Origin of the sequence: Streptomyces sp. NPDC001933, assembly GCF_042890955.1 — a bacterium.
Taxonomy (GTDB): domain Bacteria; phylum Actinomycetota; class Actinomycetes; order Streptomycetales; family Streptomycetaceae; genus Streptomyces.
The window spans coordinates 658,414-672,604 of record NZ_JBIASS010000001.1 but is presented as its reverse complement, the minus strand read 5'-3'; the positions used below and the strand labels follow the sequence as shown (position 1 = coordinate 672,604).

Sequence of the window (14,191 nt, the reverse complement as noted above, 5' to 3'; positions counted from 1 at the left end):
CCCCCGGTCGCCGCTGTCAGCCGGTGGCCGCGCAGCTGCGGGCGTTGACCTGGAGCGCCACCGCTGTGTCGGCGCCGAGCGTCGCGGTGAACTGGCCCGAGCCGTTCACCGTGACGCCCTTGCCGGACTGGATGTCGCAGTAGTCGCCGGCGGGCAGCGAGGTCTGGAACGTACGGGTCAGCGAGGAGCTCTCGTGGTTGATCGCGACGTACGCCTTGGAACCGCGGCCGAAGGCGATCTGGTCGCCGCCGTTGTCCCACCAGTTGCTGACGGACTCGCCGCGCGCGGTGTTGCGGAAGCCGACCATGGAGGAGATCTCGCGCCAGGCGTGCTGGCACTTCCAGCCGTCGCTGTAACAGGCGTTCACCGTGCCGCCGCCCGGCGGACCCGCGTCCTTGTCGGACCATTCGTAGCCGGAGTGGACGTCGGGCGAGCCGTACGGCCAGGCCAGCATGAAGACATTGGCGAGGGTGTAGTTCGCGCCGTCCTTGTAGTTCAGCGTGTCGCCGCCGCGCTCGGTGTCGTGGTTGTCGACGAAGACCGCCGCCTTCGACGAGGGCATGAAGCCCCAGCCCTCGCCGTAGTTCTTCAGATAGGCGAGGTTCTCGTTGTTGAAGACCTGCTTGAGGCTTCTGGCGTAGCGGAATTCCTGGACGTCCCCGGTGCCGGTGTACTCGTCGGGCTGGACGGCCTCGCCCGCGCCGTAGATCGCCTCCTGCTTCCAGTGGACGCCCGGGTTGCTCAGCCGCGACTTGATGTTCGCCAGGTCGGCGGCGGGCATGTGCTTGGCGGCGTCGATGCGCAGGCCGTCGACACCCAGGGAGAGCAGGTCGTCGAGGTAGGCGGCGATCCGGCCGCGTACGTAGTCCTCGCCGGTGTCCAGGTCGGCGAGGCCGACGAGTTCGCAGTTCTGGACGTTGGCGCGGTCCTGGTAGTTGCTGATCTGCGCGGTGCAGTCGTCCATGTCGGCGGCGGAGTACACGCCGGGGTAGCCGTACTTGGTGTACGAGGAGCCGCCGGTGCCGGTGCCCGATCCGGCCGACATGTGGTTGATGACGGAGTCCGCGACGACCTTGACGCCGGCGGCGTGGCAGGTGCTGACCATGGCCGCGAAGGAGGCGCGGTCGCCGAGCCGTCCGGCGATCCTGTAGCTGACGGGCTGGTACGAGGTCCACCACTGGCCGCCCTGGATGTGCTCCTGGGGCGGCGAGACCTGTACGTAGCCGTATCCGGCCGGGCCGAGCGTGTCCGTGCACGCCTTGGCCACCGAGTCGAACTTCCACTCAAAGAGGACCGCGGTGACGTCCTTGTCGCCGGGGGCGGCGGCACTGGCGGTCGCGGTCGCGGTCGGGGATATGAGGACGGCGGCGCCTGCTGCCAGGGCGAGCGCCGCGGACAGTGGTCTGCGTGCCATGTTTCCTCCTGCTGTGGGGGGAAATGCGGGTGACGGTGCAGCCTCACGTGGCAACGCGCCCTGCCCTCAAGGCTCCTGAAGGTTCTTGCTGCAAGAATGCAAACCTTGCCGCAGCGCAGACCGTACGAGCCCATCAGGTTCCGGTCAACCCTTTGGACACCACCCGCTCACATCCACGAAATCCAGCAGTTTTCTTCCTGCAAGGACTTACGCAAAACATTGCAGCGCTGTTAAGTTTCTCCCGACTCCGGTCCGGTCGGCCGGGGGTTCCGGCGACCCCGGACCCCACGCGCCCGGCCGGCCGGGCCGGTCACGGACAAGAGAGGCACCCGGAGTCGCTCACTCCCCGCAGGCCCATTCCGGGCCGACTCCCGGTGCCTCTCCTGTACGCCCGGACCTCGGGCCTCTCAGTCGCCCCGGAGCGCCGCGGTGGATCCCCGTACCACCAGCTCCGGCTGGAACACGTACTCCGTGCGCTGCACCGGGCTGCCGCCGATCTCCTCCAGCAGGGCGCCCACCGCCGCCGCGGCCATCGCCTGGACCGGCTGGCGCACCGTCGTCAGCGGCGGATCGGTGAACGCGATCAGCTGCGAGTCGTCGAAACCCACCACCGACACGTCGCGCGGCACACCGAGCCCGCGCTCGCGGGCCGCACGCACCACGCCCAGCGCCATCAGGTCGCTGCCGCAGACGATGCCCGTGCACCCCTGGTCGAGCAGCGCACCCGCCGCGACCTGGCCGCCCTCGACGCTGAACAGCGTGGGACAGACGAGGAGTTCGGCCTCGGCGCGGTCCATTCCCAGCAGGTTCACGGCGGCGTCGACGAACCCCTCGCGCTTGCGGCGGGCCGGCACATAGCGCTGCGGCCCGATCGCCAGGCCGACCCTGCTGTGGCCGAGGTCGGCGAGGTGCCCGACGGCCATCCGCACGGCGGCGGCGTCGTCGGGCGAGACGAACGGCGCGCTGATCCGTTCGTTGTAGCCGTTGATCAGGACGAACGGCACGCCGCGCTCGGTGAGCGCGGCGTACCTGGCCGGGTCGGCCGACATGTCGGCGTGCAGCCCGGAGATGAAGACGATCCCGCCGACGCCGCGCTCCACGAGCTGCTCGACGAGTTCGTCCTCGGTGGCACCGCCCGGCATCTGGGTGCAGAGCACCGGGGTGTAGCCGTGACCTGCCAGCACCTGCTCGACGGACTGCGCGAACGCCGGGAAGATCGGGTTGGTGAGTTCGGGCGTCACCAGTCCGATCAGCCCGGCGCTGCGCTGCCGCAGCCGTACGGGACGTTCGTAGCCCAGGATGTCCAGCGCCGCGAGCACCCGCTGACGGGTGGTCTCCGAGACGCCCGGTTTCCCGTTGAGCACCCGGCTGACGGTCGCCTCGCTGACCGCTGCCTGGCCGGCGATGTCCGAGAGCCTCGGCGCACCGGACCTGGGCAGGGGAACCGTCACACCGTCCACCACACCGTGGTGTCCGCGGGCAGCTCGATCCCGGCGCCGTCGGTGACGACCGGGGCGCTGGACAGCAGGACGGTGCCGCGCACGGGGATGCGTACCGGGCGGCCCGTCGTGTTGACGGTGCAGACGAAGCCGGGGCGGGCGAAGATCAGCAGCCCCTCGGGGGCCTGGAGCCACTCCACCGAGGTTCCGGCGCCGAGCCCCGGGTGGTCCCGGCGGGCGGCGATCGCGGCCCGGTACAGCTCCAGGGTGGAGCCCGCCACGCCGGTCTGCGCCTCCACCGAGAGCTCGCCCCAGCCCGCGGGCTGCGGCAGCCAGCTGCCGCCGTCGCCGAAGCCGTACGAGCTGCCCTCGCGGGTCCACGGGATCGGCACCCGGCAGCCGTCGCGGAAGCCGTCCTGGCCCTCGGCGCGGAAGAACGACGGGTCCTGGCGGACCTCGTCGGGCAGGTCGGTGACGTCGGGCAGGCCGAGCTCCTCGCCCTGGTAGACGTAGGCGGAGCCGGGCAGGGCCAGCATCAGCAGGGTGGCGGCGCGGGCCCGGCGCAGGCCCAGCTCGCGGTCGCCGGGGGTGCGGAGCTGGGTGCCGAGGCCGGGCGGGTTGGCGAACCGGGTGGCGTGCCGGGTCACGTCGTGGTTGGAGAGCACCCAGGTGGTGGGGGCGCCGACCGGGCGCATCGCGTCGAGCGAGGTGTCGATGACCTCGCGGAGCTCGGCGGCGTCCCAGGAGGTGGAGAGGTACTGGAAGTTGAACGCCTGGTGCATCTCGTCGGGGCGCACGTAGTTGGCGGTGCGCTCGACGGTGGGGGTCCAGGCCTCGGCGACGGCGATCCGCCCGCCCGTCGCCCACCGCCGCCCTTCTGACGAAGGCCCTTCGGGCCCCATGGTGTCGGGGTACTCGTCGAGGATGGTGCGCCAGGAGCGGTAGATCTCGTGCACCCCGTCCTGGTCGAAGAAGGGCATGACGTCGTTGCCGAGCAGCTTGAGCTGGTCGTGGCTGCCGAGGTCGGGCAGGCCCTCGGCCTTGACGAGACCGTGGGCGACGTCGACCCGGAAGCCGTCGACGCCCATGTCGAGCCAGTAGCGCAGGATGGAGCGGAACTCGTCGGCGACGGCCGGGTGTTCCCAGTTGAAGTCGGGCTGCTCGGGCGCGAAGAGGTGGAGGTACCAGTCGCCCGGGGTGCCGTCCGGGTCGTTGGTGCGGGTCCAGGCGGGGCCGCCGAAGACGGACTCCCAGTCGTTGGGCGGCAGTTCACCGGCCGCGCCCTTGCCGGGGCGGAAGTGGTAGCGCTCGCGCAAGGCGGAGCCGGGGCCCTCGGCGAGGGCGCGCCGGAACCACTCGTGCCGGTCCGAGGAGTGGTTGGGCACCAGGTCCACGATGATCCGCAGGCCCAGGTCGTGGGCGTCGCGGATCAGCCCGTCGGCGTCCAGCAGGGTGCCGAACATCGGGTCGATGGCCCGGTAGTCGGCGACGTCGTAGCCCGCGTCCGCCTGCGGGGAAGCGTAGAAGGGGCTGAGCCAGACCGCGTCGACGCCGAGGCTCTTGAGGTACGGGAGTCTGCCGCGTACGCCTGCGAGATCGCCCATGCCGTCGCCGTTGCCGTCGGCGAAGCTCCGCGGATAGACCTGGTAGATCACCGCGTCCTGCCACCAGCCGGTCTGGTGGGCCGCAGCGGCGCCGGACGTGCCGGTGGAGGGGGCAGCGAGGTGCTGGGTCATGTCGTCCCTGGGGTGTCTGGGTGGGGAGCGGCGCCGGGGCCGGGTCGGGATGCCGGCGGCCGCCGTGACTGGTGCGTGCGGGTCGTGCTGCCGACGTGGGCCTCAGCCCTTGACGGCTCCGGCGGACATGCCGGTCACGAGGTGCTTCTGCGCGAACAGGAAGACCAGGGCCGCGGGTATCGCGATGAGCACGGACGCGGCGGTCATCGGCCCCCACTGGGCTCCGTACTGGTTGACGAAGAGCTGGAGTCCGCCCGCGAGGGTGAGGTTGTCCTCGCCGACCATGAAGGCGGAGGCGTAAGCCACCTCGCCCCAGGCGGTGATGAAGGAGTAGAACGCGGTGACGGCGAGGCCGGGCTTGGCGAGCGGCAGGATCAGCCGCCAGAACGTGCCGAACGGGGTGAGGCCGTCGACCTGCCCCGACTCGTCGATCTCGCGCGGGATGGTGTCGAAGAAGCCCTTCATCATCCAGGCGCAGAACGGCACCGAGATGGTGAGGTAGGTGATGACGAGACCGGCGGGCTGATTCAGCAGCCCCATGCCCGCCATGATGTTGTAGATCGGCACGATGAGGACGGCGACCGGGAACATCTGGGTGATCAGCAGCGTCCACATCAGTCCGCGCTTGCCGGGGAAGCGGAAGCGGCTGACGGCGTAGCCGGTGGAGGCGGAGACGATGACGCCGAGGAGCGTGGTGAGTCCGGCGATGAGCAGGGAGTTGCCGAACCAGGTGAGGAACTTCGTGTTCTGGATCAGGTTCGTGTAGTTGTCGAACGTCGTCTCTTTGAAGAAGTCCGTGGTGGTCGCGTACGCGGCGGGCTTCAGCGAGGTGAGCAGGACCCACAGCACGGGGAACACGGCGATCACGGACGCGACGACGAGCGTCAGGTGCAGCCCGGCGGAGGCCAGCGGCGAACGCTCCCCGCGCAGCCGGACCTTGGGCGGCGCGGTGGGGGTGGGTGCGGTGGTGGTCACCAGTCGTCTCCCTGGGTGCGCAGGACTCGCCGGTAGACGGCGGCGAAGATCAGCAGGAGTACGAGGATCAGTACGCCCCAGGTGGAGGACTGCGCGAAGTCGCGCGGGCTGATCTCGAAGGAGAACTTGTACGCCTGGGTGACCAGGATCTGGGTGGCCTCGCCGGGTCCGCCGCGGGTCAGCAGGAAGATCACCGGGAACATGTTGAAGGTCCAGATGGTGGAGAGCAGGATCACCGTGGTGGAGACCGGCCGCAGCCCCGGCAGCGTGATGTGGCGGAACCGCTGCCAGGCGGTGGCGCCGTCCATCTCGGCGGCCTCGTAGTGCTCGCCGGGGATCGACTGCAGTCCGCCGAGCAGGGCGACCATCATGAACGGGACGCCGAGCCAGACGTTGACGGCGATGACGGAGAACTTCGCCCAGGTCGGGTCGTTCAGCCACGGGACGGCGTCGATCCCGCCGCCGGAGAGGATCTTGTTGAGCAGCCCGCGGTCCTCGTTGTAGAGGAAGCGCCAGGCGAAGACGGAGACGAAGCCGGGGATGGCCCAGGGCAGGATGAGCGCCATCCGGTAGGCGGAGCGGCCGGCGATCCTTCGGTTGAGGATGTTGGCGAGGGCCATGCCGAGGCAGAAGGTGATGGCCACGCAGGAGACCGTCCACACCAGGGTCCAGCCGAGCGTGCCGAGGAACTGGTCGCCGGTGAGGGCGTCGGTGTAGTTGTCCAGGCCCACGAACTCGTACGTGGCGGGCATGTGGTTGACACCGATGGACCGTTCGACGTTGCGCTCGTTGGCGTCGGTCATCGACAGGTAGATGCCGCGGACCAGCGGATAACCGATGATCACGCCGATCACGACGACGACCGGGGCGACCATGGTCCAGGCGTACCAGTGGGTCGACAGGGCCCGCCGGATCCTGCCCGGCGGCGGGGGGTTGCCAGTACCGCGGCTCCGGCCGCGGGCGACGACGTCGTCGCCCGCGGCCTTCGCCACCGACTGGCCGGTGTGGACAGCCATCAGCCGGCCTGCCTTCCTGTTACTTCCAGCCCTTGAGGAGCTTGCGGTAGGAGTCGCCGGTCGTCTTCGTGGCCTTCTCCGGCGTGGTCTGGCCGGTGAGGACCTTGGTGTACTCGGTGACGAGCGGGGCGAAGAGGCTGCCGGTCTCGGGGATCCAGGGGCGCTCGACGGCGGTCTCGACGACGGGCTTGAAGAAGCCGACGATCTCGTTGTCGACGACGTCCTGGCGGGCGTAGGCGGAGGTGCGGGTCGGCAGGAGGCTCAGCTCCTTGGTGACCTTGGCCTGGGTCTCGGCCGACGTCATGTAGTCGACGAAGGCGTAGGAGGCGTCGAGGTTCTTGGAGCCCGCGTAGACGGCCAGGTTGTGGCCGCCCTGCGGGGCGCCCTGCGCGGCGGAGCCGGCCGGGACCGGGGCGATGCCCAGGTTGGCCTTGTCCTTGAACTCCTTGCCGGCGTAGGTGTCGGCGACGGCCCACGGGCCGTTGATCATCATGGCGACCTTGCCGTCCTTGAAGGACGCCTGCATGTTCTCCCAGCCGTCCGTGGCATCGGTCTTGGCGGCCCCGGAGTCGACGAGGTCCTTGACGACCTTCATCGCCTTGACGCCCTCGGGGTTGTCGATGGTGACGGACTTGGTGGAGGCGTCGACCATGTCGCCGCCCTCGCCGTACAGGAAGGAGAGGAACCAGTACGCGTCGTCGCCGCGCAGGTACATGCCGGTCTTGCCGGTCTTGTCCTTGATCTTCTTGGAGACGGTCTTCAGGTCGTCGACGGTCTTGGGGACCTCGACGCCGGCCTCCTTGAAGATCTTCTTGTTGTAGAAGATGCCCATGGAGTCGATGACCTGCGGCACCGCGTACGTCTTGTCCTTGTACTTGGTGGACGCGGCGGCCTGCTTGAGGAAGTCGCCCGGGTTCTTCAGCGCGGCGGTGCCGTCGAGCGGCGCCAGGTAGCCGAGGTCGGCGAACTCGGGGGTCCAGGCGACCTCGGAGCGGATGACGTCGGGGGCGTCGGAACCGGACTGCGCGGCGTTCTTGAACTTGTTCTGCGCGTCGCCGAAGGGGACGTTGACGTACTTGACCTTGACCTTCGGGTGCTTCTTGGTGAAGTCCTCGGCGATCTTCTTGAAGACCTTGTCCTCACTGCCCGCGGTGGAGGTGTCCCACCACGTCACGGTGCCGGCGAGTTCGCCCGAGCTCTTGCTCGTGCCCTCGGACTCGTTGTCGCTGCCGCAGGCGGTCGCCGCGAGCGCCAGGGCCGCGACCAGGGCGGTGGCCGTTATGCCACGTCGCATCTGAACTCCTTCAACTGCCGTACCGCTCCGTCGCGGCGCCGGGTCGACGAGAACGTAACAAGGATGAAAGAACGCCGAAAGAGTTTGCGGAAGATTTCTGCAAGCGCCGACGATCGTTACATTCGCGTGTCCTCACGGTTGCCGTCAAGACCCTTGACGCCCGGCATCACGCCCTGGCAGTCGCAGCCCACAGCCCACGGACCGTGCGGTGCGACGATCCGACCGGAGCCCGCAAGCCCGGCTCGCAAGTCCTTGCAAGATGTTGCCGGTAAACCCTCGCGAACCGGCGCACGGAGGCAGTCGTCCGATTCATGCCCATGGTGGGCAATCCGACATACGCCCGGTACAGTCCACTTCCATGACCGCACGGCTTGCCGATATCGCAACTCAGGCGGGGGTCAGCGAAGCGACGGTCAGCCGTGTACTGAACGGCAAGCCCGGTGTTGCAGCGGCCACCCGTGAATCCGTTCTCGCCGCGCTCGACGTCCTCGGCTACGAACGGCCCGTACGGCTGCGCAGGCGCAGCGCGGGGCTGGTCGGGCTGATCACGCCCGAGCTGGAGAACCCCATCTTCCCCGCCCTGGCCCAGGTCATCGGCCAGGCGCTGACGCGGCAGGGCTACACGCCGGTGCTGGCCACCCAGACCCCGGGCGGCTCCACCGAGGACGAGTTGACCGAGATGCTGGTCGACCGCGGCGTCTCGGGCATCATCTTCGTCTCCGGTCTGCACGCCGACACCTCGGCCGATATGCAGCGCTATGAGCAACTGCGCGCCAAGGGTGTCCCGTTCGTCCTGGTCAACGGCTTCTCGCCCAAGGTCCAGGCGCCGTTCATCTCGCCGGACGACCGGGCCGCGATGCGGCTCGCGGTGACGCATCTGGTGTCGCTGGGCCATCAGCGGATCGGTCTGGCGGTCGGCCCGAAGCGGTTCGTGCCGGTCCTGCGCAAGATCGAGGGCTTCCACGCCACGATGCAGGACCAGTTGGGCCTCGCGCCGGACGCGGTGGAGGAACTGATCCAGCATTCGCTGTTCACTCTTGAGGGTGGACAGGCCGCGGCGTCGGCGCTGATGGAGCGGGGCTGCACGGCGGTGGTGTGCGCGAGCGACATGATGGCGCTCGGCGCGATCCGGGCCGCCCGGCGGCTGTCGATGCAGGTGCCGCGCGATCTGTCGGTGGTCGGTTACGACGACTCGCCGCTCATAGCGTTCACCGATCCGCCGCTGACGACGATCCGTCAGCCGGTTACGGCGATGGGCCAGGCCGCCGTGCGCACGCTCCTGGAGGAGATCGGCGGCACGCCCGCCCCGCACAGCGAGTTCGTCTTCATGCCCGAACTGGTCGTTCGCGGTTCAACGGCAGCCGGCCCCGGGCCCGCTCCGACCACCACCGCCTGACCGCCCCAGGATCCCACGACCGCTCCTGACGCGCATTCCACCGCGCGCTCACGCATTCCACCACGCACTGATGTGCAGCCCGGACCCGACCGGAGGATGATCGGGCGGAAGGGCAATTTCTGGCAGACTCTGTGCCTATGGGTGAATTGAGCGTGACATCGAAGGAAGGCCGGTCGAAGGCCACCCCGTCACCCATCGAGGACGAGGCGGCCCCTGCGGCGAACCCGAAGCGGAACACCGGACGGCGTGACAGCGGCCCGGCGGGACTGCGTTCCCTGCGCTCCCCCCGTCGCCCACGCATCTGGTTCGAAATCCTGCTCGTCGCGGCCAGTTACTGGGTGTACTCGCTGGTGCGCAACGCCGTCCCGGAACAGCGGGCCGAGGCGCTGCGCAACGCCGACCGGATCTGGTCGGCCGAGAACCACCTGGGCATCGCCGTTGAGCAGGCGGTCAACCACGCGGTGAATTCCGCGACATGGCTGATCGTCTCGATGAACTACTACTACGCGACACTGCACTTCGTCGTCACCGTCTGTGTGCTGGTGTGGCTGTTCCGCTGCCACCCCGGCCGTTACGCGGCGGCCCGGCTGGCCCTGTTCGCCACCACGGGCGTGGCGCTGCTCGGCTACTACCTGTATCCGCTGGCACCGCCCCGTCTGATGAACGGCGGCCACTTCATCGACACCGTGCTCGTCCATCACACCTGGGGTTCGATGGCCTCGGGCAACTTCAAGAACATGTCGAACCAGTACGCGGCGATGCCGTCGATGCACATCGGCTGGTCGCTCTGGTGCGGTCTGACCGTCTTCGCGCTGACCTCCGCACCCTGGGCACGGATCCTGGCCCTGCTCTACCCGACGCTCACCCTGGTCGTCATCGTGGCGACCGCCAATCACTTCTGGCTGGACGCGCTGGGCGGCATCGTGTGCCTCGCCTTCGGCTGCGCCGTCTCGTACGCCTGGTACGGCTCGCTGCCGCACCATCTGCCCAGGCGGGTGGCGCCACCGCGCCAGAAGGCCCGGCTGGCAGGCCTCTCCGCGGCGGCGCCGCTGCGGACCCGGCGCCCGACGGCGGACGCGGCGGCGGGCCGCCGCTGAGGCCGCGCCCTCCCGCAGCCGGGGCCACGCCGCCTCAGCCCCGGTGCGCCACGCGCCCCCCGCACACCGTGAGCCGCACCGGCGCCTCACCCAGCTCGTCCGCCGGGGCCGCCACCGGGTCCACCCCGAACGCCGTCAGATCGGCCCGGTAGCCCACCGCGATCCGGCCCGCGACCTGCTGCTCCCCGGCGGCGACCGCCACGTGCGAGGTGCGGCCCTCCAGCGCCATCAGCCCGGTCAGCGCCTGCTCGGCGGTGACCGGCTCGGTGTCGTACGCCCGGGCAGCCACCGCAGCCGGGCCGTGGCCAGCACCTGCCGTACGTCGTAGTGGGCGATCGGCCAGTCGGAGCCCAGTGCCAGGTACGCCCCGGCGTCCCGCAGGTCCCGGCAGCGCCAGGCCCGTCCGGCCGGTGATCCCGGCGCGCTCCAGGGCCGCGCCGCCGGCCAGGGCGGAGTGTCCGTCGTGGAGCCGGATGAAGGCGGGGGCGCCGCCGATGGCGTCCTCGATCAGGGCCCGGTCGACGGGCCGGCCGCCGAAGGCGTTGTGGTCCAGGCCCCAGGCGACGATCCAGCCCTCGGTCCGTGCGCGAACCGGCGGAAGAACAGCGGTACGGCGATCGCGGCGAGCATCAGGCCCGGGCGGGCGGACGCGGCGTTCGAACTGGCGCTGGGCGCGTTCATCGGGCACGCCCGCGCGCTGCTGGATGCGAAGGAGGCGTGACGGGGACGGCCGACGGACCGTCCCGCGCCCGTGTCACGCCCCGTAGAACCGCTCCTCCATCACCGCCCGCGCCCGCCGGGTGATCCGCCGGTAGTCGTCCAGCATGTCCCCGACGTGCCCCGGCTCGTACCCCAGGTACCGCCCGACCGCGAGGAGTTCACGCGGACCCGACGGGAAGGTGTCGCCCGGCCGGCCGCGTACCAGCATCACCGCGTTGCGCACCCGGGTCGCCAGCACCCATGCCTCGTCCAGTGTGGCGGCGTCCTCGCCGGAGATCAGCTCCGCCGCGCAGGCCGCGGCCAGTGCCTCGCGGGTGCGGGTGGTGCGCAGCCCCGGTTCCACCCAGCCGTGCTGCATCTGCATCAGCTGGACGGTCCACTCGACATCGCTCAGCCCGCCGCGCCCCAGCTTGGTGTGGAGCGTCGGATCCGCGCCGCGCGGCAGCCGCTCGGACTCCATCCGGGCTTTCAGCCGCCGGATCTCACGGACCGCGTCCTCCCCCAGGCCCTCCATGGGATAGCGCAGCGGGTCGATCAGGTCGATGAAGTCGCGGCCCAGTTCCGCGTCGCCCGCGACCGGCTCGGCACGCAGCAGCGCCTGGCTCTCCCAGACCAGCGACCAGCGCCGGTAGTACGCCTCGTACGACGCCAGCGAACGCACCAGGGGTCCGCTCTTGCCCTCCGGCCGCAGGTCCGCGTCGATGATCAACGGCGGGTCGGCGGTAGGAAGTTGGAGCAGCCGGCGCATCTCGGCGACCACCGTGTTCGCGGCCCGGCCGGCCTCCTGCTCGTCGACGCCCTCGCGCGGCGAGTGGACGAACAGCACATCGGCGTCGGAGCCGTAGCCGAGCTCGTGGCCGCCGAACCGGCCCACGCCGATGACCGCGAACCGGGTGGGCAGGGTGTCCCCCCACTGTTCGCGGACGGCGGCGCGCAGGGCGCCCGCGATCGTGACGGCGTTCAGATCGGTGACCGCGTTGCCGACCCGGTCGACCAGCGCCCCCGGGTCCTCCTCGGCGGGCCTGTCCTCCGTGCCGTACGAGCCGATGAGGTCCGCGGCCGTGGTCCGGAACAGCTCGCGCCGCCGCACCCCGCGCACCACCGCGACCGCGGTCTCGGCGTCGTCCGCGCGCCCCACCGCGGCCAGCACCTCCTGCTCCAGGTTCTCCCGGGTGCGCGGCCGCAGCCCCTGCGGGTCGCCGAGCAGCGCCACCGCCTCCGGGGCCCGCAGCAGCAGGTCGGGGGCGAGCCGGCCGGCCGACAGGACCCGGGCGAGGTTCTCCGCCGCCGCGCCCTCGTCCCGCAGCAGCCGCAGGTACCAGGGGGTCTTGCCGAGGGCGTCGGACACCTTGCGGAAGCCGAGCAGCCCGGCGTCCGGATCGGCGGAGTCCGCGAACCAGCCGAGCAGCACCGGCAGCAGGGTGCGCTGGATGGCGGCCTTGCGGGACACCCCGGACGACAGCGCCTCCAGGTGCCGGAGCGCGGCGGCCGGATCCGCGTAGCCGAGCGCTTCGAGCCGGTGCGCGGCCGCCTTCGCGCTGAGCCGGGACTCGCCGGGCGCGAGCTGGGCGACGGCGTCGAGCAGCGGCCGGTAGAACAGCTTCTCGTGCAGCCGCCGCACCACGGAGGCGTGCCGCTTCCACGCCTGGTTGAGTTCGGTGATCGGGTCCGTGCGCATCCCGAGGGAGCGGCCGATCCGCCGCAGGTCCGGCGCGTCCTCCGGGACGAGGTGGGTGCGGCGCAGCCGGTAGAGCTGGATGCGGTGCTCCAGGGCGCGCAGGAAGCGGTAGGCGTCGTCCAGTTGCGCGGCGTCCACCCGCCCCACGTAGCCGCCCTCGGCGAGGGCGCGCAGGGCCTCAAGCGTGGTGCCGCTGCGCAGGGTGGCGTCGATGCGGCCGTGCACCAACTGGAGGAGCTGTACGGCGAATTCGACGTCCCGCAGGCCGCCGGGGCCGAGCTTGATCTCGCGGTCGACGCGGTCGGCGGGGATGTTGTCGACGACGCGGCGGCGCATCTTCTGCACGTCGGGGACGAAGTTCTCGCGGTCCGCGGCCTGCCACACGAGCGGCGAGACGGCGTCGACGTACTCCGCGCCGAGCTCGGGGTCGCCGGCCACCGGCCGGGCCTTGAGCAGCGCCTGGAACTCCCAGGTCTTGGCCCAGCGCTGGTAGTACGCCAGGTGCGAGGAGAGGGTCCGCACCAGGGGGCCGTTGCGGCCCTCGGGGCGGAGGTTGGCGTCGACGGGCCAGATGGTGCCCTCGACGGTCGTGTCGGAGCAGATCCGCATCATGTGCGCGGCCAGCCTGGTGGCGGCCTGCACGGCCTCGCTCTCCTCGTAGCCGCCGACCGGTTCCGCGACGAAGATGACGTCGACGTCGGAGACGTAGTTCAGCTCGTGCCCGCCGCACTTGCCCATCGCGATGACGGCGAGCCGGCAGCGGGCGGCGTCGGCGGGCGCCGCCGTACGGGCGATGGCGAGCGCCGCCCGCAGGGTCGCGGTGGCCAGGTCGGCCAGCTCGGCGGCGGCCTCCGCGACATCCGTCGTACCGCACACGTCACGGGCCGCTATCGACAGCAGGCACCGGCGGTAGGAGACGCGCAGCGAGTCCGGGTCGTCGGCCCCGGCGAGCCCCTGCTCGAACTCGGCCACGCCGGGGTGGAGATCGGTGGCCTCGTAGGTGACCAGGGCCTGCCAGTCGCGGGGGTGCCGGGCGAGGTGGTCGCCGAGTGCCTCGGAGGCGCCGAGCACCCCGAGCAGCCGGTCCCGCAGCGGTTTGGCGGTGATGAGCGTGTCCAGCAGGACCTGCCGTTCGTCCGCCTCCTCGGCCTCCACCAGCCGGACGAGCCCGTTCAGCGCCAGATCCGGGTCGGCGGTGGCGCCGAGCGCTTCGAGCAGCACCGGGTCGGAGCGTACGGACGACAGATCGGGCAGGTCGAGCAGCCGCTCGGCGGCGGAGGGGTCGGTGAAGCCGTGCCGCAGCAGTCGGGTGAACGTGCTGCTCCTTCGCCCCGGCACCGTCGTCATTCGTGCTCTCCCGCTCGCCGCTCACACACCATTCAGCGTTCCGAGCCTAGCCTTGCTCCGGGTCTTCCGGAGCAGGTGC

Annotated in this window: 9 protein-coding genes and 2 pseudogenes; 3 read left to right on the top strand and 8 right to left on the bottom strand. The window is 70.7% G+C overall.

Annotated elements, in window-relative coordinates; genetic code table 11:
* Positions 1 to 19: 19 nt before the first annotated feature.
* The 6 genes and pseudogenes from ACFYY7_RS02955 to ACFYY7_RS02930 all read right to left on the bottom strand — a co-directional run.
* Positions 20 to 1,414 (bottom strand): annotated as a pseudogene (locus tag ACFYY7_RS02955) (alpha-amylase family protein); the annotation flags it as partial.
* 407 nt (positions 1,415 to 1,821) lie between these two features.
* A complete protein-coding gene (locus tag ACFYY7_RS02950; protein ID WP_376319006.1) occupies positions 1,822 to 2,877 on the bottom strand; it encodes a LacI family DNA-binding transcriptional regulator in 1,056 nt (351 codons plus the stop codon).
* Positions 2,862 to 4,589 carry a glycoside hydrolase family 13 protein gene (locus ACFYY7_RS02945; RefSeq protein ID WP_388656215.1) on the bottom strand — a complete coding sequence of 576 codons (1,728 nt, stop codon included), beginning with the start codon at positions 4,587 to 4,589 and terminating at the stop codon, positions 2,862 to 2,864. Before ACFYY7_RS02945 ends, ACFYY7_RS02950 begins: the two co-directional genes overlap by 16 nt.
* A 102-nt stretch (positions 4,590 to 4,691) precedes the next feature.
* The gene (locus ACFYY7_RS02940) at positions 4,692 to 5,564 is read right to left on the bottom strand and encodes a carbohydrate ABC transporter permease (RefSeq protein WP_356090310.1); all 873 of its coding nucleotides are present in this window, start codon (positions 5,562 to 5,564) and stop codon (positions 4,692 to 4,694) included.
* On the bottom strand, positions 5,561 to 6,580 hold the full coding sequence (locus tag ACFYY7_RS02935) for a carbohydrate ABC transporter permease (RefSeq protein WP_388656211.1): 1,020 nt from the start codon (positions 6,578 to 6,580) through the stop codon (positions 5,561 to 5,563). The genes ACFYY7_RS02940 and ACFYY7_RS02935 overlap by 4 nt, the downstream gene beginning before the upstream one ends.
* 19 nt (positions 6,581 to 6,599) lie before the next feature.
* Positions 6,600 to 7,874: an extracellular solute-binding protein gene (locus ACFYY7_RS02930; protein WP_376425986.1), complete on the bottom strand. Its 1,275-nt coding sequence runs from the start codon at positions 7,872 to 7,874 to the stop codon at positions 6,600 to 6,602.
* A 358-nt stretch (positions 7,875 to 8,232) separates the two neighbouring features.
* Here ACFYY7_RS02930 and ACFYY7_RS02925 point away from each other — a divergent pair, with 358 nt between their 5' ends.
* A complete protein-coding gene (locus ACFYY7_RS02925) occupies positions 8,233 to 9,270 on the top strand; it encodes a LacI family DNA-binding transcriptional regulator (protein ID WP_351251767.1) in 1,038 nt (345 codons plus the stop codon).
* A 137-nt stretch (positions 9,271 to 9,407) separates the two neighbouring features.
* The gene (locus ACFYY7_RS02920) at positions 9,408 to 10,367 is read left to right on the top strand and encodes a phosphatase PAP2 family protein (protein ID WP_388656207.1); all 960 of its coding nucleotides are present in this window, start codon (positions 9,408 to 9,410) and stop codon (positions 10,365 to 10,367) included.
* A gap of 34 nt (positions 10,368 to 10,401) precedes the next feature.
* Here ACFYY7_RS02920 and ACFYY7_RS02915 read toward each other — a convergent pair.
* Positions 10,402 to 10,775, bottom strand: a pseudogene (locus ACFYY7_RS02915) (amidohydrolase family protein); the annotation flags it as partial.
* A 55-nt stretch (positions 10,776 to 10,830) separates the two neighbouring features.
* On the opposite strand from ACFYY7_RS02915, the gene ACFYY7_RS02910 reads away from it, so the two are divergent.
* Positions 10,831 to 11,088, top strand: coding sequence for a hypothetical protein (locus ACFYY7_RS02910; protein ID WP_388656204.1), 258 nt, complete (start codon positions 10,831 to 10,833; stop codon positions 11,086 to 11,088).
* Between the two features lie 33 nt (positions 11,089 to 11,121).
* Here ACFYY7_RS02910 and ACFYY7_RS02905 read toward each other — a convergent pair whose 3' ends face one another.
* Positions 11,122 to 14,112 (bottom strand): bifunctional [glutamine synthetase] adenylyltransferase/[glutamine synthetase]-adenylyl-L-tyrosine phosphorylase, encoded by a 2,991-nt coding sequence (locus ACFYY7_RS02905; RefSeq protein WP_388656201.1) that lies wholly within the window; start codon positions 14,110 to 14,112, stop codon positions 11,122 to 11,124.
* Between the last annotated feature and the right edge of the window lie 79 nt (positions 14,113 to 14,191).

Excerpts from the sequence above, each read along its gene's own strand:
- ACFYY7_RS02945 (WP_388656215.1), bottom strand. The coding sequence starts at position 4,589 with ATGACCCAGCACCTCGCTGCCCCCTCCACCGGCACGTCCGGCGCCGCT.
- ACFYY7_RS02935 (WP_388656211.1), bottom strand. The coding sequence starts at position 6,580 with ATGGCTGTCCACACCGGCCAGTCGGTGGCGAAGGCCGCGGGCGACGAC.
- ACFYY7_RS02930 (WP_376425986.1), bottom strand. The coding sequence starts at position 7,874 with ATGCGACGTGGCATAACGGCCACCGCCCTGGTCGCGGCCCTGGCGCTC.
- ACFYY7_RS02925 (WP_351251767.1), top strand. The coding sequence starts at position 8,233 with ATGACCGCACGGCTTGCCGATATCGCAACTCAGGCGGGGGTCAGCGAA.
- ACFYY7_RS02920 (WP_388656207.1), top strand. The coding sequence starts at position 9,408 with ATGGGTGAATTGAGCGTGACATCGAAGGAAGGCCGGTCGAAGGCCACC.
- ACFYY7_RS02905 (WP_388656201.1), bottom strand. The coding sequence starts at position 14,112 with ATGACGACGGTGCCGGGGCGAAGGAGCAGCACGTTCACCCGACTGCTG.